We start from the raw sequence: 16,913 nt of genomic DNA, 5'->3' as shown, positions 1-16,913 counted from the left end.
CGCTCCTACGCCGTCTAGTCGGCTCTATATACCGATTGTTTGAACTTTGGACAGGCCAACACTGCTGCCACCCGCCAAATTTAAAGTCATTTCCGCGCCAGCCAAACCCATCGTCACGCTGTTCACAGTGGCGGGCAGGTAAGTCGTCAATGCAGTGGCCGTACCACCAGCAGTACCCGTGGCCACAACGCTGTATGTACCCGCCGGTGCAACGGTGCCGTCACTTGCCTTGCCGTCCCAAGTAAAACTGGTCGTGCCTGCCGGTTGAATACCCAAGTCGATGGTGTCGACCAAATTGCCTGAGGCGTCGTTGATCTTGACGACTGTAGAACTAGAAGCGGGCACCGCGACCGAGCCGGTCATCCCTTTAGTGGTATCGACCACTGCCGTGCCGGTCGCGACGACGACCGAACGCCCGACCAGTGAAGACGCTTGCAGCGCTTGGGACGATTGGTAAGTGGTAGCAATCGAGCCGACCGAAGTGTTGAGATTCTGTGTCGCCTCCAGATTGCTAAACTGGGCCAGTTGGGACACAAACGCAGTGTTGTCCTGCGGGGTGAGCGGGTCTTGGTTTTTCAACTGAGTTACGAGCAGTTGCAAGAAGGCATCTTTGCCCAGCGCTGAGGAAGGATTGGTAGTGACCGAAGTCCCTGATGTTTTTGAAAGCTGGTCTAGGACCGATTGGCCGACCGCGGTAGTCGTTGTCATTAGCTGCGCCCCTTATTACTGACCCAGGGTCAGAACCTTCTGCATCATGGTTTTGGCGGTATTCATCATGTCCGCGTTGGTTTGAAACGAGCGACTGGCAGAAATCATGTCGGCCATTTCTTGCACAACGTTGACGTTGGGGTAGTAGACGTAACCGTTTTTGTCGGCAGCCGGATGGTTCGGCTCATAGCGCGCGTCGAGGTTGCTCTGGTCCTGGACAATACCGGCAACCTGAACACCCTCGCCCGCTTCGCTCTCGCTACCGAACAACGAACCGCTGTCGCCATCGGTTTGACCCTGCATGACGGTGGCAAACACCGGGTGACGGGCGCGATAGGTCCCACCTGCGCTCGACGAAACTGTTTCGGCGTTGGCAATGTTGCTGGCCACGGTATTCAATCGCGTGGTCTGCGCGCTCATGCCGGTACCGGCAATGCTAAAAACGCTGGCAAGGGACATGAATTACTCTCCTCGCAGGGCTGACATAAGCCCTTTGAATTTGTTATTGAGAAAGGTAAAGCTGGCTTGGAAGCCCACCGAGTTCTGCGCGTAGTTGGCCTGTTCAACCTGACCATCAACGGTGTTCTGATCCAGGGATGGCTGACTCGGGGTGCGATAAAGCAACGTCCCGTCCATGTTGCCCAGGGTGTTAGCTTCGATGTGGCCGGCATTGGTAGTGTTCATCGCGAACGTGCCGTTCTTACTCTTGTCGGCCTGGGCCGCGAGCACGGCGGCGAAGTCCAGGTCTCGCGCCTTGTAATTCGGCGTGTCGGCGTTGGCAATGTTATTGGCCAACACTTCTGCACGCTGAGCGCGGAAGGCAAGCGCCTGCTCATGAATGCCTAACGCTTTATCGAAGCTGATGCTCATCTCGGGAAACCTTTAGCGGCTGACCTGTTTTCGTATCTGAGACAAAGCAATCAGCGTGCCAGCTTCTTTAGAGCCGTAATTCAAGGGCTTCAAGCAGGTTGACCAAGCGGCAAGCCAAAATAGCGGCAATGGATTTCCGCTGACCGCCAGTAAAGCGGCAATGGGCACCGGCATCGGTTGCCGTTGGCTTAACCTTGCAACGCGCGATCTGCGCACACAAAAATGCCCCGATCTTGCGACAGGGGCATTTTTAAGTGGCGATGACACTTACTTGGTCTGGTAAATAATCCCCGGACTGCATTGCACCATCTGGTAATGGTCAGGCAAACCATTGAGTGCTTCGGAGGCGCCAAGGAACAGATAACCACCCCGCTTGAGTGTGCTGTGAATGCGCAGCAGGATGTCTTTTTTAACTTCAGCCGAAAAGTAGATCAATACGTTGCGACAAAACACGACATCGAACTTACCCAGGCTGGCGTAGCTGTCGAGCAGGTTAAACGAGCGAAATTCCACACGGTTCTTGATGGGTGCTTTGACCGCCCAGCGTCCCGGTGTCTTGACGTCGAAGAATCGCTGTAGCCGCTCGGGAGAAAGCCCCCGCCCAATCGCCAAACTGTCGTACTCACCCGATTTGCAGTTGGTCAGCATCGCCCCGGATAAATCCGTGGCAACGATTTGCACGCCGCCTTTGAGATGACCGATGTTGGTCCGCTCAAACTCGTCGATCGACATCGACAGCGAATACGGTTCCTGCCCAGAGGAGCATGCCGCCGACCAGATTCGCAGACGCTGATTGGGGCTGGCTTTGATCGCTTCCGGAAGCACCCTGTTTTTCAGCACTTCGAACGGATAGGTGTCACGAAACCATAAGGTTTCGTTGGTCGTCATCGCGTCGACTACCTGCTCACGCAAACCACTGCGTGGCTGGGCCTGGATCCGCTGAATCAACTCACCCAAGGATTTGATGCCCTGCTGCTCCATCAGCTTGTTGAGACGGCTGGAAACCAGGTACTGCTTATTTTCACCCAGCAAGATGCCACAGGCTTTTTCCAGGAAGACCCGGAACTGTTCGAAATCCAAATTACCCGTAGACAAAGAAACCGCCTCTTAACTCGTATGTACCACCGCAGGGCACTGCCTGCGGTGATTATTTCGCTGCGTTGATCCGGGCAACTACCCGGGATGCGAGATCATCAGGTCGGAACTTTGCGAGAAAATCATCGGCGCCGACTTTCTTGACCATCGCCTGGTTGAAGACACCCGACAAGGAAGTATGCAGGATGATATGCAGCTTTTGCATGCGCGGATCGGCGCGGATTTCTGCGGTCAGGGTGTATCCGTCCATTTCAGGCATTTCGATGTCCGAGATCATCATCAAAAATTCTTCTTCGGGCTTCTTGCCTTCCTCAACCATCTTGCGCAAGTAATCCAACGCCTGCCGGCCATCGTTCAAGGCCACCACCTCGACGCCGACCGTTTGCAGACAACGCGAGACCTGCTTGCGCGCGACCGAGGAGTCATCCACCGTCAAGACGCGCAGCGTGACTGCTTTCGCCTGAGTCTCAACGTCTATCACGCCGACAGAAATATGCTCGGAGGTGGGCGCTACTTCGGCGAGGATTTTCTCCACATCGATGATTTCAACCAACTGATTGTCGACTCGAGTCACTGCCGTCAGGTAGTGATCGCGCCCGGTCCCCTTGGGTGGCGGATGGATCTCCTCCCAGTTCATATTCACGATGCGTTCTACCGAATGCACCAGAAAACCCTGAATCTTGGTGTTGTATTCCGTGATGATCACGAAGGTGTTACTGACGTCTTTCAACGCCTGCGCGCCGGTGGCCATCGCCAGATCAATGATCGGAATGGTCGCCCCACGAATATTTGCAACGCCGCGCACCACTGGGTTGGACCTGGGCATCACGGTCAATTTAGGGCATTGCAGCACCTCTTTGACCTTGAACACGTTGATCCCGTAGAGCTGCTGTCCGTTGAGACGGAACAGCAAAAGCTCAAGGCGGTTCTGCCCTACCAGTTGAGTGCGCTGGTTCACCGAATCCATTACACCAGCCATGCCGTGACTCCTAGACCAAAAGCTTCGAACCGAAGCGCACTCACATGAGGAAGCGGCACGGGGCTTGCTTTTTAACTGTTATGAATTCGAAAACGACATTTTCCCGACGCATGGCATCATTTCCCGGCAGCTTACACTGCGCGGTTGCCGCGCTGTGTTTTTTCAGTGTCTGCCAACCGGCGCAGGCCGTGCTTTTAAGCGTGCCTGATCAACTTATCGGCGCGACCCAAGGGTTTCTTGAATTCTCTGTCGAGGACTATCAGGCCACGACACATTTAGAGGGCCGCTATCAGATACAGGTCAATACACTGGATCAACGGATGACGCTGACCCAGTGCGACAAGGAATTGACAGCCAGCCTCGAAAGTCCTGCCCAGCCCATCGGCCGTGTCACCGTAAAAGTTCGTTGCGAAGGAACCTTGCCGTGGACGGTTTACGTGCCCGCACAGGTTCATTTATTTCGCCAGGTGGTGATTGTGAAGCGCCCCCTCAAACGCGCCTCGATCATTGGCGAAGATGACGTTTACATGGCTGAACGTGACATCAGTCAAATGCCTCAGGGCTTTATGACCTCGATTGATGATGCCATCGGGCAGAAAGTGACCCGACAAATGATCAACGATCAGGTGCTTACGCCGCTGCAGTTGGAGCAAGCCGAGGTTATTCGCAAGGGCGATCAGGTGATCATCACCGCTAAAAGCGGCACACTCCAGGTGCGTATGCCGGGCGAAGCGCTATCCGACGGTGGAATGAGCGAGCAAATCAGGGTGCGGAACTTGAATTCGCAACGCGTGATCAAAGCGCGGGTAACCGCACCGGGACAAGTTGAAGTCGCCTTGTGATTGCTGGCGTGATGGTGCAGAGTTTCCTAGACTGATTCAGCCTGCGACGGCGTTACCCTCACTTCAATTAAGCGCTAAAGTTATTTCGTGTTTGGCCGAAAACAAGGCAAGCGTCCAAACACCTAGAGGTTTTTAAAAATGGTCATCGACTTTAGTCGTTTAAACAGCACTGCACCTGCTACGGGCAGCTCGCGCTCCGGCACCACCAAGGAGACCAGCACCACCGTTGCGGACTCCTCCAGCGCGACCCCAAAAGCAAGTACCGTCAGCCAGTCCAGCGGAGAAGCGGTGCACCTCAGTGATGAAGCTCAGCGACTGCAAACCATCGGCGATAAAGTGCGCAGCCAGCCCGTCGTCAACAGCGCCCGCGTGGCCGAGTTGAAGCAGGCCGTTGCCGACGGCAGCTACACAGTCGACAGCGGCCGCGTCGCCAGCAAACTGCTTAATTTCGAAGCCCAGCGCTAGCCTTAGGCTTGCGCGGGCTTTTGGACGCTTAAAACCCAGAGCCAGCCATGCACGACACTACTCTGCTGCAACTGATCAACGATGACATGGCCCCAGCACAACATCTGCTGGAGCTACTGCAGGCCGAATCCCTGGCTTTGCATGGCCGCGACCTGTTTTTGCTGGAGGAAATCCTCGCGCAAAAGCAGGCGCTGGTGATCATGCTTGAGCAGCGTGGCCGCAAGCGCAGTCAAATTCTTATCGACCTCAAGCTGAGCCCGGACCGGGACGGCCTTGTTGAATTGGCAGGCCATTCGTCTGTAGGCGAAGCGCTCCTCACGCAGGGCGATATGTTGGCCGGCCTCATGTCCGAGTGCCGCACTACCAACCAGCACAACGGCGTATCGATTCAGTTACAACAGGCGACCACCGCCAACCAGATGAAGATTCTGACCGGGGGCGATGCGCCAACGCTCTACGACAATCGCGGATCTACCTCCCGGTTCACCAAGCCGCGCCCTCTTAGCCAAGCTTAAATTCCTGTATCAAGGCGTTACACATGCTGGCAAAATGCTGGCGATTGAGAGCTATAGTATTCTGCTTGGGATGATGAACAGTGTTCAATGCCGTAAACGCGGAAGATGCTCCGCAACCGCCAAAGGTCCTCACTACGTCGCTGGAGATTTCCGCTAATTTGCGGTTGCTTCTGGACAGTCACGACCCGTTGATCATTACGTTTCATGAACGCACCCAGCGCTTTCAGAGTTTTCTGATTGAAGTCGACCGCGACAGCAACAGCCTTGCGCTTGATGAAATGATCCCGCGCGACGGTGAGCGTTTCTTGACCAATGGCGAAGCCTATCGCGTCGAAGGCTTCCACGACGGCGTGCGAATCGCTTGGGAAAGCGTGGATGCCCTGACTATCGACGATGGCGAGCACCGCTGCTACAGAGGCGTCCTGCCCAAAGAAGTGGTTTATCACCAACGCCGCAATGCCTTCCGTGCAGCGCTCAAACTGGCCCAGTTAGTAAATGTGGAGATTGGCGGCGACAAACTCTTGTCACCCATTAATGGCAAGTTGCTGGATATTTCCGCCACCGGCTGCAAGCTGCGTTTTGAAGGTGATATTTCTGACCGGCTACAGTTGGGTCAGGTTTATGAGCGCTTTATCGCCGCCCTGCCCTTTGGCAAAATGACCGCGCCTGTGGAGCTGCGTTACCTGCACTACGAAGAGCGCATCGACGTGACCTTTGGCGGTATCCGTTTTCACAACATGAGCGGGCTGGTGCAACGGCAGGTTGAGCGCTTTGTGTATCAATTGCAGCGCGAAGCGCGGCGATTCGATAAAGACGACGACTTCTGATCAGACCTGTGTCTGTTGGCGAAGGGCCCGGCGCAATTTCCTCCGCAAACGCTTCGCCAACAAGCTGGCCGCTACCGAAGCGGTCATTATTAAATTGTAGAGTCTCTGTGGCTTGCCAACGAAATCGCTAACGCAGGCGACACAGGTTTCAGGTCGAGAGAAGCGCCGCCATTCAGGCCTCTTCGCAGGCAAGCCTGCTCCCACAGTTGGCGGCTCCTTTTCTTAAACAGACTCTTTCTCAGCATTCTCTGCCGGTTGTGGCTCGCCCTCGACCGGCGCTTGCATCTGCTCTTGAACGACTTGTTCATCCACCCGTGGATCCAGAGCTACCACCAGCGGTGAGCTGGACATGCTGTCTGGCATGGCGACGTGGTGCAGCGGCGCATCTTCGACCTGGTGCAAGTTGGTCACGGAGTTGGGGCGAATTCTCAGCGCCAGGGCCAAGGCAGCAAAACAGACGAAGGCGTACAGCATGTTGCTGCCAAACATCTTCATCAGCACACCCGCTGCCAACGGACCGATGCTGGCGCCAATGCCGTAGGTCATCAGTAACATCGCGGTCAACGACACCCGGCGCTCCCCTTCCACGTGGTCGTTAGAAAACGCCACGGCCAACGGATAAAGACAAAATTGCATCAGCGATGCAAAGAAGCCGACGACGAATAAAACCTCCACCGGCACTTGAGGCATGACCGCCAACGGAAACGCGATCAACGCCAGCGCAGCAGCAAACGCACGAATCAATACCGCCCGATCGTAACGATCCGACAGGCGACCCAGTGGCCATTGCACCACCAGCCCGGCCAAAATGCAGCTACCCATGAACAAACCCACCGTCTCGGTGGGAAGTCCTTGCTGGGAGGCGTACAACGGGGCCAAGCCGTAGAAAGCGCCAATGATCAACCCGGCAGCCAATACCGTACTCAGGGATTGCGGCACGCGCTTGAGAAAAAATCGAGGTTCCAGCGGCGCAGGGTGCATGGGCGCCGGGTGAATGCTGCGGGTCATTGCCACAGGCACAAGACACAGGGCGAAGCACAGCGCCACCAACATCAGCAGTTCAGGCCCCAACGAAGGATGGATGACCAGAATCAATTGACCCAGCACCAGCCCCAGGTACGACGCGATCATGTAGCCGCTGAACACGGCGCCGCGCTGCTTGGCTTGAGCCTGCTCGTTAAGCCAGCTTTCGATCACCATGTACTGGCACATCATCCCCAGGCCGACAATCATCCGCAGGAACAGCCAAGCCGGTAACCAGTCAATCAGCCCATGTCCCAACACGGCAGCGCTGACGATACCGGCGCACGTTGCGTAGGCGCGAATGTGTCCGACACGCCCGATGAGCCGGTGGCCGATTTTTCCGCCCAGCACCAGCCCGAAATAGTTGGCGGCCATCAGCCCACCCACCCACAGACCGTCGACATTTTCTGCCCCCAGGCGCAAGGCGAGGTAGGTACTTAACAAACCAGAGCCGATTAGCATCATCAGCGAGGCGAAATAAAGCGCTCGAAAAGATTTCCAGATTTGGCGCATTGCGGTCCAGACGTTCCTATAAAAAGTGAGGAGCTGCCCGGACGGGCAACTCCCAAACAACAGTTTCTAAGCTTGAGCGGCCAATACGCGCCGCTCCCAAGGCGTGATTTCATCAAAGAAGCTGGTCAGCTCCATGCTCTTCGAGGCGACGTAACCGTCAATGAATTCACGGCCAAACAGCTCTTTCGCCAGTTGGCTGCGTTTCAGACGCTCTAAGGCGGCATGTAAGGTACATGGCAACGACAAGTTATCCGGCACTTCAATTTCGCCCTGCATGGCCGCCGTGGGTTGCAGCTCATGTTCAATGCCATACAGACCCGCCGCAAGGCTAGCGGCAATGGCCAGATAAGGATTAGCGTCAGCGCCAGGGAGACGATTCTCTACCCTTCTGGCAACGGGCGCACTCGCCGGAATTCGCAAACCCGCTGCGCGATTGTCGTAGGACCAACACGCATTGTTCGGCGAGGCGTAGGGATGACACAAGCGCTGATAAGAATTTACGTTGGGTGCAAATAGCGCGGTGAAATCCGCCATGGCCGCTTGCTGGCCACCGATGAAATGTTGGAATGCCGCCGTCTCGTTGCCCTGCTTGTCACTGAACACGTTGTTGCCAGAGTGCAGGTTTACCACGCTTTGATGGATGTGCATCGAGCTGCCGGGCGTATGCGCCAACGGCTTGGCCATGCAAACCACAATCAGGCCATGCTTGAGCGCGACTTCCTTGAGCAAGTGCTTAAACAGAAACGTCTGGTCGGCCAGCAACAAAGGATCGCCGTGCAACAGGTTAATCTCAAACTGACTGACGCCCATTTCATGCATGAAGGTGTCACGCGGCAAACCCAGCGCTGCCATGCAGGCATAGACCTCGGTAAAGAACGGTCGCAAGCCATTATTGGAACTGATGCTGAACGCCGAATGCCCGTCTTCCCGACGACCATCCAGGCCTGTTGGTGGCTGGAACGGCTGGGCGGGGTCGGAATTGGGCGCAAAGACAAAAAACTCCAGCTCAGTCGCCACCACCGGTGCCAGCCCAAGAGCGGCATAACGTGCAATTACCGCTTTTAGTTGAACGCGGGTCGACAGACTGGACCCTCCGCCCTCCAAGTCATCGGCGTCACAGATCGCAATAGCTCTGGGCTGCACGCTCCAGGGTAGCCGATGAACCTGTGTCGGATCTGCCACCAGTGCCAAATCACCGTCATCACTGCCGTAAAAGCGTGCCGGCGGATAACCGCCCATGATGCATTGCAGCAAAACCCCACGGGCCAATTGCAGCCGCCGACCCTCAAGAAACCCTTCGGCGGTCATGACCTTCCCCCGGGGCACCCCGTTCAGATCAGGCGTTACACATTCAATCTCATCAATGCCTGCCAATCGCTGCGCGAATGAACTGTGGTCATTAACCGTCATGATTCAAATCCTTGATAGCGACAAAAGCCGTTCAACGGCAACCCGTACAAAATACGCATCACCTGTTCGAGATTTCAAGCACGGCTTTTCAGTGCGTTTTTTAGTAGCGCAAAACCCACGGATTGGCCGATAAATTGCTAGTTCCAGAGCGTCCTACGATTAGTTGCCATTTTTATGGCAGTTGGGTGGTTTTAAATCCGCAAGCGGCGCATCAGCAAACTGCTCGGCTGAGTGACACTCCTCGAATTAGCAAGAGTATGGCAACTAATGAAAACGCTGATCCCTGTCGCAAGTCCGCTGCTGCCACCCTTAGAGGAGTTCATCCCCTATCTCGAGGAAATCTGGAAGACCAAGCGGTTGACGAATGGCGGCCCTTTTCACCAACAGCTCGAAAAGGAGTTGGCGGACTATTTAGGGGTGAAATACCTTTCATTATTTGCCAACGGCACCCTGGCACTGGTCACCGCGCTGCAGGCGTTAAGGATCAGCGGGGAAGTCATCACTACACCCTATTCATTTGTAGCCACCGCGCATTCTCTACTTTGGAACGGCGTCAAACCGGTGTTTGTGGACATTGATCCGCACACCTACAACCTTGACCCGGACCGTCTTGAAGAAGCTATCACGCCAGCGACCACCGCTATCATGCCGGTCCATTGCTACGGCATTCCCTGCAATGTCGAGCGAATTCAGGAAATCGCTGATCGCTACGGGCTCAAAGTTATTTACGATGCCGCACACGCTTTCGGGGTCCGCCATAACGACCAGAGCCTGCTGTGCCATGGCGACATGTCGATACTTAGCTTTCATGCCACAAAAGTGTTCAACACCTTTGAAGGCGGGGCAATCATTTGCCCCGATGCCAAGACCAAACAGCGCATCGATTATTTAAAAAACTTCGGCTTCGCAGACGAAGTGACTGTAGTCGCGCCCGGCATCAACGGCAAGATGAGTGAAATAAACGCTGCGTTTGGGTTGCTGCAACTCAAATATATCGACGCTGCGCTACAGCGAAGAAAGCGGGTTGATACCATTTATCGTGAGGCCATTGCCGCGATCCCAGGCATCGAACTGGCCTGGACGGTGCAAGACGGCCACAACTATTCTTATTTCCCAATACTCGTGGGCCCTGGCTTCAGCCTCTCAAGAGACGCTTTGTACGAGCGCTACCGCGAACAGAATATTTTGGTTCGCCGCTACTTTTATCCGCTGATTACAGAATTCCCCATGTACCGGGGACTGGAATCAGCGCGAAAAACGAACGTGCCTTTCGCCGACGATATTTCCCATCGAATACTGTGCCTGCCCATTTTTGACAGCCTTACGGATGACGAGATTGAACGGGTCATTCATCTCATTAGCTCTGCTGCCAGCGAGTCTCTTTAATATGCGTACATGCCCTGTCTGTTCAACGCGCTTTCCAAATTTTTTGCCGTTGCCTGCAAGCTATTTCGAGATATTCAATCGCTTAAATGCTGCCTATTCTTTGGACGATTTTGAAACGCTCAACCTCGGTCAATACGGTTGCCCTAACTGCGCTGCCTCAGACCGAGACCGTCTTTATGCCCTGTTTGTCAATCAGATACTCGGCCGCTCCAATGACAGCCCTATGCGAATTCTGGACATTGCGCCCGCACCGGTTTTATCTAAATTCTTGCGTGCGCTTCCCAATGTTGAATACCGCTCCGCCGACCTGTTCTCTCCCTTGGCGGATGATACTGTCGACATCATGGATATGTATATCTACCCGGATAACGCGTTCGATTTCATCGTGTGTTCGCACGTTTTGGAGCATGTGCCTAATGATGCCCTCGCGATCGCAGAGCTCTACCGAGTGCTGTCGCCTGGAGGAATAGCGATCCTCATGGTACCTATACTGCTGACGGCCACCGAAACAGATGAAGACCCACTGGTAACAGACGTCAATGAACGCTGGACGCGTTTTTGCCAAGATGACCATGTACGTCTTTATGCTAAAAACGATTTTTTGAATCGTTTAAAGACCGGCGGCTTCCACGTGATTTCTCTGGCAAGTGGCGCCTTTGGCAGTGGGACGTTCACTGAGCACGGCATTACTGAAAAGTCAGTATTATTACATGTCGGTCAAAAAATGTGACTGACTGACCGATGATCCGATTCACGCCGATGGACCAATCGGCGCTTGAGTCATGATCGAATGCCCCTGAATAAGAATTCCTGTTTTAGAATTAGGTATATAGATGAAGCCCTCTCGACTGGTCAGTATTGCTATTCCCGCCTACAAAGCCATTTACTTCGAGGCGAGCATAGCCAGCGCGCTGAGTCAGAATTACGATGAAATCGAAATCGTTATCTGTGATGATTGCCCAACCGAAGAAATTGCCATCATTGTCGAAAGAATACAAAAAACCAGTCATTGGCCGATCCGCTATTTTCGAAATGAAGTACGGCTGGGTGAAACAAAGAACGCGGCGCGGTGCATTGCAGAGGCCAAAGGGCATTATATAAAATTCTTATATGACGATGACATTATTCTCCCCGATTGCGTGCGACTGCTGGTCGATGTGCTGGAGCGTAATCCTGAAGTCATTTTGGCGAGTTCGCGCCGCCAGTTCATCGATGAAAATGATGACTTTAGCCCAGTAGACCGCGCCATATTCTTTCCATTTGATCAAAATACGATTATAGAAGGGAAGTCGTTGGTTTCGTTTTTAGGCCAACATATTATTAACTTTATCGGCGAACCTTCATGCGTCATGTTTCGGCGGGCAGATGTATTAGCCTTCGGTGATGATCTCATGTCATTAAATGGGAGAGTCAGCAAAACGTTGGGAGATTTGACCATTTACGTGAAGTTGCTACGCGCTGGCAACTTGGCAATCATCAAAACTACACTGTCTTACTTTCGTATCTCCACGGTTCAGTTCAGCCACCACTTGCGCGAGAATAACACCCTCGGGTGGGACGACCATCAATTTCTCAAGCAAACATTAGACGAATTAGGCTGGATAAATCACGAGATCGCTAATTGTTTAATAGGCGTAGCGCCGTTTGGCGACCCTCTGAATTTTAAACCTTTCAACCTGCTCAAAATTTTCGTTCCTAACGCTGTTACGACCGACAGCGCGATCAATGTTCAAGGATGGTTAAAAAAACGAGTAACCCCTGCCGGTCAGCGCCTGCTGTTAGATCAGCGCCTAAGCAAACCTGGAGCCCCCACATTTCTTATCGTCATTTCTAATTTGGACAACGACGCGAAAAAATTACTGAGTTCGTTGACTAGCCTGTCTACGAACGAATCCAGGATTAGCGGGCTGTGCGTTGTTGTGCTGTCGGCTTACGACGACCTTCCCGATAAAGATTTCGGCACGGCATTGATGTGGGCAGAAGCAACGGTGGATAACCGCTCACTGGTTATCAATGACTTGGTTGCTCAGTCCAGTGGTGCGCAATGGATTATCTTAATCGACGCAGGCACAACGTTTACCCACAGCGGCCTACAGTCGGTGGCCCTGCAATTGATGGCCATTACCACTAACCAAGCAGTGTACGCCGACGAACTTTATCGCCAGCCTGGAGATGCACCAGGACCTGTACTGCGGCCAGATTTCAACCTTGACTACCTACTAAGTTTCCCCCTCGTCACGTCCAAACACTGGTTTTTCCATCGGGCTGCGTTCCTTAATGTAGGTGGACTTGACCCGCATGTTCCTCACGCCTTGGAGTTCGACCTAATCCTTAGATTGATCGAACGCCACGGGATGGAAGGATTCGAGCATATCAGTGAACCTTTGCTGGTTTGCGATGCACCTAGCGCAGAGCAAAACGCTGATGAACACTCAACGCTCCAACGCCACCTTCATGTCCGGGGTTATGAAAATAGCCAGGTCATTCAGACATTACCCCGGCGCTACCATATCCAATACGGTCATGCTGCTGTACCGGTTGTATCGATAGTCATTACCTTGAACGGCCATCTAAATAGCTTGATTCGTTGCGTAGAAAGCATTTTAGAAAAAACCACTTACCAGCAATACGAACTCTTGATTATCGATAACCACAGCCAAGACCCTGATACCGTTGACTGGCTGGCCGGGATCGAGAGTATGGGCAGCGAAAAAATCAAAGTGGTGAGATGTGCACATACGTTGAATTATTCAGCGAGCAACAACCTGGCAGTACGACAGGCTAAGGGTGAATACCTTGTCCTGCTCAACGATGAGACGGCGATTCTCCAAAATTCCTGGCTTGATGAATTACTCAACCACGCCATGCGCCCAGAGGTCGGTATTGTAGGTGCGAAGTTATTAGATGCCGAGGGCAATATTCAACATGCCGGTTTTGTTTTAGGGTTAAATGGGCCGGTGCAAAGTGTATTCATGCAACAACCACATTTGGGCCCTAGCTATATGCAGCGCCTGGAGGTGGACCAGAATTACAGTGCCGTTTCCGCCGCGTGTCTCATGGTTCGCACGTCACTCTTTAACGAGGTCGACGGCTTGGACGAAGTGCGGTTTGGCAGCGCCTATAGCGATGTCGACCTGTGTCTGAAAGTTGGGGCACACGACCATCTAGTCGTTTGGACGCCGCATGCTTCGCTGCTGTATGAACCACGCTTAAATACGGCAGGCTCGGAGGAAGCCGACACCCTGGATTTGAAAAACGGCGAAGAGGGGCTGTATGCCAAGTGGTTACCCATTATCGGCAACGACCCTGCTTACAATAAGAATTTCTCCCTGACGGGCGCTGATTTCCACCTGCAATTCAACAGTGACCTGACATGGCGACCGCTCTCGTGGCGGCCGCTGCCGGTGGTACTGTGTCATCCAGCGGCACCGTGGGGTTCTGCCGCCTATCGGTTGATAAAACCGTTTGAGACATTGCGCGACACCCTTCGACTTGACGGCGCGTCCACTCCAACACTGCTGTCGATGAGCGAGCTGGCTCAGTTCAATCCTGATTCAGTTATTCTTCAGCGGCACTTGGATGAACACGGTCTGGAATCGTTGCGCCTGTTCCACGCGTATTCAAAAACCTACACCGTGTACGAAATGGACGAATATCCACTTTCCATGGATAACGTCGATAACGTGCAATCGCTCCAAGCGCTTCGCAGCTGTCTGAATTTGGTTGATAGGGTTGTGGTTTCCTCGGCAGGGCTCGCTGATGCGCTGTCGAGCATGCATTCAAATATTCACATCTTGGAAGATCGCCTGACGTCGGACTGGTGGCTTGGCCATCAATCGTTACGCCGTCAAGGCAATAAACTGAGAGTTGGCTGGGTGGGTGAAGCGCAACAACTGGATGACCTGGAACTCATTATTGACGTAGTGAAAATTCTCGCCCATGAAGTCGAATGGGTCTTTATGGGCGATTGTCCGTTAGCAATAAGCCCCTATGTCCATGATTGTCGACCCTTGCCCGTCGTTGGAGGTTACCCCGCGTCGCTGGCAAGCCTGAACTTGGACCTGGCACTCATACCGCTCAAACAAACCCTGTCCAACGAACTCAGAAGTAATCTGATGGTGCTGAAGTACGGCGCTTTTGGAATACCGGTTATCGCCAGCGACATCCGTTGTTTCCAAGATAGTTTGAACATCACGCGGGTCAAAAACACGACTGCGGCATGGGTAGAAGCCATCCGCGCCCATATCAACGACGCCGATGCGTCCGAACGCATGGGTGATGAACTACGCCGTCAAGTCACTGGCCACTGGATGCTCGATAAAGACCACGCTGATCAGTGGTTAGCCGCCTGGTTGCCTAGCTGATAGTGATAACGGTCATGTCTGGGTACACTTGGGCATCTCGCCACAAACACCGTCGTAGATGACGTTGATAGCGGAACTCATGGGTACCCAGACTTTCCTCAGACCTCAAGCCTCTCAATGAAAAAAATCCCAGTCAGCATCAGCGACATCGCCAAGCGGGTGAATATGACGCCGACCACGGTTTCGCGGGCGTTGAACAAGCCTGACTTGGTCAAGCCCGCCACCTTGGCGCGGATCCTTGAGGTGGCCCGTGAGCTTGATTACGTGCCGAATGCCTTCGCTCGCGGCCTGAAGAGCAGTGAAAGCCTGATCCTTGGGGTGATCACTGCGTCTGTGGATAACCCGTTTTACAGCGTGATGATCAAGGCGATTTCCCGAGAGGCAAAAAAACACGGCTACACCATCATGCTGGTGGACACCGATGGCTTGGACGAGCTGGAAAACAAGGCGGTGGAAACGCTGTTGAGCTACCGTGTGGCCGGGATCATCCTGTCGCCGGTCTCGGATGAGCCGGGGTATCAGCCTGATTACCTGACGCGCTTGAGTTCCGGCGAAACACCGGTGGTCATGCTCGACCGGGTGCTGCACAACAGCGCGTTCAGCCAGGTCGCCCTGGACAATTATCAAAGCGGTTTCAAAGGTGCCCGGTACCTGCTTGGGCATAACCCGAATATCGAGCGTTTGCTTGTGTTGACCGGCCCTGAGCACTCACACATCACCGAACAACGCTTGAGTGGTTTTCGCGCCGGCCTTGAAGGCCACGGTAGGCCGGTGCAGGTGGACGTTTGCCCTGGCGATTACACACTTGAACCTTCACACCAAGCCACCCTCGCCTACTTGGCTCATAGCCGGCCAGACGCAATTTTTGGCTTCAATCAACTCATCACCCTGGGCGCCATGAGCGCATTGCGCGACATGAATATCGCCCACGACAGTGTGGTGATCTGCGGTATCGACCGGCTGCCGTTTGCCGATATTTTCGGCGTGCCGATTGCCTGTATTGCTCACGATGCCGAACGGGCGGGCACCAGCGCCGTGAGTCTGTTGCTCAAACGCATCCACCAACCCCATGCGCCGCAGGAACAGGTGGTGATTGTCGGTGAGTTGGAAACCGGGATTCAGCGGCTGGTGTAACCGCCATCGATCGCTAGGCTCACGCCGCTGATCATCGACGCGGCTTCGCTTAGCAAAAACAGAATCGGTCGGGCGACTTCCGCTGTTTCAGCAAAGCGTCCGAGGGGAATCGCCGCCAACGCTGGGTCGCGTTTTTCCGGGGCGCTCCAGACCTGTTGCGCCATGGGCGTCAGGGTTACCGTCGGGTTGACACTGTTGACCCGAATCCCAAACTTGCCCCACTCCGCACATTGCACCCGGGTCATGGCATCCAGCGCCGCTTTCGACGCGCAATAACTCAGATGATCATCCAATGCCACCAGCGACGCCTGGCTCGACACATTGACGATGCTGCCGGCAATCCCCGCCGCGATCATGCTTTTCGCTACCCGGCCTGCGACGAGAGCGGCTGCGCGAGCATTGACTGCCATCACCTGATCAAACGACTCGGCGGTGACTGAATCAGCTGCTTCAAGGTTGGCGATGCCGGCGCAATTGACCAACCCGTGCAGGGCCGGAAACGTGCTCAATGCCACTTCAAGGGCCGCACTGTCGGCGATGTCCAAACGCAGGACATGGCAGCCCTGCGCTTCCAGTTGCTTCAATGCCGAGGGTTCACGGCCAATCGCAAAGACTTCGGCACCCGCGGCCAGCAGTTGTTGCACCACTTCCCAACCAATGCCGCTGCTGGCACCGGTCACCAAAAAGCGTTGATCACTAAAGTCGAAAGACATCCGATCCATGCTGCAAACCTCTGAGTGGTGTTACCCAATAAAACAGAGTCTCAAGGAGCCAACTTGTTG

Annotated in this window: 16 protein-coding genes; 8 read left to right on the top strand and 8 right to left on the bottom strand. The window is 54.2% G+C overall.

The window, feature by feature from the left end:
* Window positions 1-24 precede the first annotated feature (24 nt).
* The 5 genes from RHM59_RS00775 to RHM59_RS00755 all read right to left on the bottom strand — a co-directional run bounded on the left by RHM59_RS00775 (window position 25) and on the right by RHM59_RS00755 (window position 3,652).
* The gene (locus tag RHM59_RS00775) at window positions 25-708 is read right to left on the bottom strand and encodes a flagellar hook assembly protein FlgD (protein WP_322168412.1); all 684 of its coding nucleotides are present in this window, start codon (window positions 706-708) and stop codon (window positions 25-27) included.
* A 15-nt stretch (window positions 709-723) separates the two neighbouring features.
* Complete coding sequence (flgC, locus tag RHM59_RS00770; protein ID WP_322168411.1) at window positions 724-1,167, bottom strand: flagellar basal body rod protein FlgC; 444 nt, start codon at window positions 1,165-1,167, stop codon at window positions 724-726.
* A gap of 3 nt (window positions 1,168-1,170) precedes the next feature.
* Complete coding sequence (gene flgB / locus RHM59_RS00765) at window positions 1,171-1,578, bottom strand: flagellar basal body rod protein FlgB (protein ID WP_322168409.1); 408 nt, start codon at window positions 1,576-1,578, stop codon at window positions 1,171-1,173.
* 267 nt (window positions 1,579-1,845) lie between these two features.
* On the bottom strand, window positions 1,846-2,673 hold the full coding sequence (cheR, locus tag RHM59_RS00760; protein ID WP_322168408.1) for a protein-glutamate O-methyltransferase CheR: 828 nt from the start codon (window positions 2,671-2,673) through the stop codon (window positions 1,846-1,848).
* Window positions 2,674-2,725: 52 nt separating this feature from the next.
* Window positions 2,726-3,652: a chemotaxis protein CheV gene (locus tag RHM59_RS00755; RefSeq protein WP_322168407.1), complete on the bottom strand. Its 927-nt coding sequence runs from the start codon at window positions 3,650-3,652 to the stop codon at window positions 2,726-2,728.
* An 80-nt stretch (window positions 3,653-3,732) separates the two neighbouring features.
* Between RHM59_RS00755 and flgA the strand changes: the two genes are divergently transcribed.
* From flgA to RHM59_RS00735, 4 genes are all read left to right on the top strand, one after another.
* On the top strand, window positions 3,733-4,494 hold the full coding sequence (flgA, locus tag RHM59_RS00750) for a flagellar basal body P-ring formation chaperone FlgA (protein ID WP_322285743.1): 762 nt from the start codon (window positions 3,733-3,735) through the stop codon (window positions 4,492-4,494).
* A 138-nt stretch (window positions 4,495-4,632) separates the two neighbouring features.
* Window positions 4,633-4,959: a flagellar biosynthesis anti-sigma factor FlgM gene (gene flgM, locus RHM59_RS00745; RefSeq protein WP_322168403.1), complete on the top strand. Its 327-nt coding sequence runs from the start codon at window positions 4,633-4,635 to the stop codon at window positions 4,957-4,959.
* 47 nt (window positions 4,960-5,006) lie between these two features.
* Window positions 5,007-5,474, top strand: a complete 468-nt coding sequence (locus RHM59_RS00740; RefSeq protein WP_322168401.1) for a flagellar protein FlgN — start codon at window positions 5,007-5,009, stop codon at window positions 5,472-5,474.
* Between the two features lie 80 nt (window positions 5,475-5,554).
* Window positions 5,555-6,301 carry a flagellar brake protein gene (locus RHM59_RS00735; protein ID WP_322168399.1) on the top strand — a complete coding sequence of 249 codons (747 nt, stop codon included), beginning with the start codon at window positions 5,555-5,557 and terminating at the stop codon, window positions 6,299-6,301.
* Between the two features lie 222 nt (window positions 6,302-6,523).
* Here RHM59_RS00735 and RHM59_RS00730 read toward each other — a convergent pair whose 3' ends face one another.
* Together RHM59_RS00730 and RHM59_RS00725 are read right to left on the bottom strand one after the other, a co-directional pair.
* Window positions 6,524-7,837: an MFS transporter gene (locus RHM59_RS00730; RefSeq protein WP_416195045.1), complete on the bottom strand. Its 1,314-nt coding sequence runs from the start codon at window positions 7,835-7,837 to the stop codon at window positions 6,524-6,526.
* 66 nt (window positions 7,838-7,903) lie between these two features.
* Complete coding sequence (locus tag RHM59_RS00725; RefSeq protein ID WP_322286651.1) at window positions 7,904-9,145, bottom strand: glutamine synthetase family protein; 1,242 nt, start codon at window positions 9,143-9,145, stop codon at window positions 7,904-7,906.
* A gap of 369 nt (window positions 9,146-9,514) precedes the next feature.
* Between RHM59_RS00725 and vioA the strand changes: the two genes are divergently transcribed.
* The 4 genes from vioA to RHM59_RS00705 all read left to right on the top strand — a co-directional run bounded on the left by vioA (window position 9,515) and on the right by RHM59_RS00705 (window position 16,131).
* A complete protein-coding gene (gene vioA / locus RHM59_RS00720) occupies window positions 9,515-10,633 on the top strand; it encodes a dTDP-4-amino-4,6-dideoxy-D-glucose aminotransferase VioA (RefSeq protein ID WP_322285742.1) in 1,119 nt (372 codons plus the stop codon).
* 1 nt (window position 10,634) lies between these two features.
* On the top strand, window positions 10,635-11,363 hold the full coding sequence (locus RHM59_RS00715) for a class I SAM-dependent methyltransferase (protein WP_322285741.1): 729 nt from the start codon (window positions 10,635-10,637) through the stop codon (window positions 11,361-11,363).
* 103 nt (window positions 11,364-11,466) lie between these two features.
* Window positions 11,467-14,997 (top strand): glycosyltransferase, encoded by a 3,531-nt coding sequence (locus RHM59_RS00710; protein WP_322285740.1) that lies wholly within the window; start codon window positions 11,467-11,469, stop codon window positions 14,995-14,997.
* A 117-nt stretch (window positions 14,998-15,114) separates the two neighbouring features.
* On the top strand, window positions 15,115-16,131 hold the full coding sequence (locus tag RHM59_RS00705) for a LacI family DNA-binding transcriptional regulator (RefSeq protein WP_322285739.1): 1,017 nt from the start codon (window positions 15,115-15,117) through the stop codon (window positions 16,129-16,131).
* Here the strand turns inward: RHM59_RS00705 and RHM59_RS00700 are convergent.
* Window positions 16,116-16,853, bottom strand: coding sequence for an SDR family oxidoreductase (locus RHM59_RS00700; RefSeq protein WP_322168389.1), 738 nt, complete (start codon window positions 16,851-16,853; stop codon window positions 16,116-16,118). The genes RHM59_RS00705 and RHM59_RS00700 overlap by 16 nt on opposite strands.
* Window positions 16,854-16,913 lie beyond the last annotated feature (60 nt).

The organism is Pseudomonas sp. MH10, from assembly GCF_034353045.1.
GTDB lineage: Bacteria > Pseudomonadota > Gammaproteobacteria > Pseudomonadales > Pseudomonadaceae > Aquipseudomonas.
The sequence above is the reverse complement of the archived record's forward strand: the minus strand, read 5'-3'. Positions and strand labels throughout refer to the sequence as shown.

Excerpts from the sequence above, each read along its gene's own strand:
- RHM59_RS00775 (WP_322168412.1), bottom strand. The coding sequence starts at position 708 with ATGACAACGACTACCGCGGTCGGCCAATCGGTCCTAGACCAGCTTTCA.
- flgC (WP_322168411.1), bottom strand. The coding sequence starts at position 1,167 with ATGTCCCTTGCCAGCGTTTTTAGCATTGCCGGTACCGGCATGAGCGCG.
- flgB (WP_322168409.1), bottom strand. The coding sequence starts at position 1,578 with ATGAGCATCAGCTTCGATAAAGCGTTAGGCATTCATGAGCAGGCGCTT.
- RHM59_RS00755 (WP_322168407.1), bottom strand. The coding sequence starts at position 3,652 with ATGGCTGGTGTAATGGATTCGGTGAACCAGCGCACTCAACTGGTAGGG.
- flgA (WP_322285743.1), top strand. The coding sequence starts at position 3,733 with ATGAATTCGAAAACGACATTTTCCCGACGCATGGCATCATTTCCCGGC.
- flgM (WP_322168403.1), top strand. The coding sequence starts at position 4,633 with ATGGTCATCGACTTTAGTCGTTTAAACAGCACTGCACCTGCTACGGGC.
- RHM59_RS00740 (WP_322168401.1), top strand. The coding sequence starts at position 5,007 with ATGCACGACACTACTCTGCTGCAACTGATCAACGATGACATGGCCCCA.
- RHM59_RS00730 (WP_416195045.1), bottom strand. The coding sequence starts at position 7,837 with ATGCGCCAAATCTGGAAATCTTTTCGAGCGCTTTATTTCGCCTCGCTG.
- RHM59_RS00725 (WP_322286651.1), bottom strand. The coding sequence starts at position 9,145 with ATGACCGCCGAAGGGTTTCTTGAGGGTCGGCGGCTGCAATTGGCCCGT.
- vioA (WP_322285742.1), top strand. The coding sequence starts at position 9,515 with ATGAAAACGCTGATCCCTGTCGCAAGTCCGCTGCTGCCACCCTTAGAG.
- RHM59_RS00715 (WP_322285741.1), top strand. The coding sequence starts at position 10,635 with ATGCGTACATGCCCTGTCTGTTCAACGCGCTTTCCAAATTTTTTGCCG.
- RHM59_RS00710 (WP_322285740.1), top strand. The coding sequence starts at position 11,467 with ATGAAGCCCTCTCGACTGGTCAGTATTGCTATTCCCGCCTACAAAGCC.
- RHM59_RS00705 (WP_322285739.1), top strand. The coding sequence starts at position 15,115 with ATGAAAAAAATCCCAGTCAGCATCAGCGACATCGCCAAGCGGGTGAAT.
- RHM59_RS00700 (WP_322168389.1), bottom strand. The coding sequence starts at position 16,853 with ATGGATCGGATGTCTTTCGACTTTAGTGATCAACGCTTTTTGGTGACC.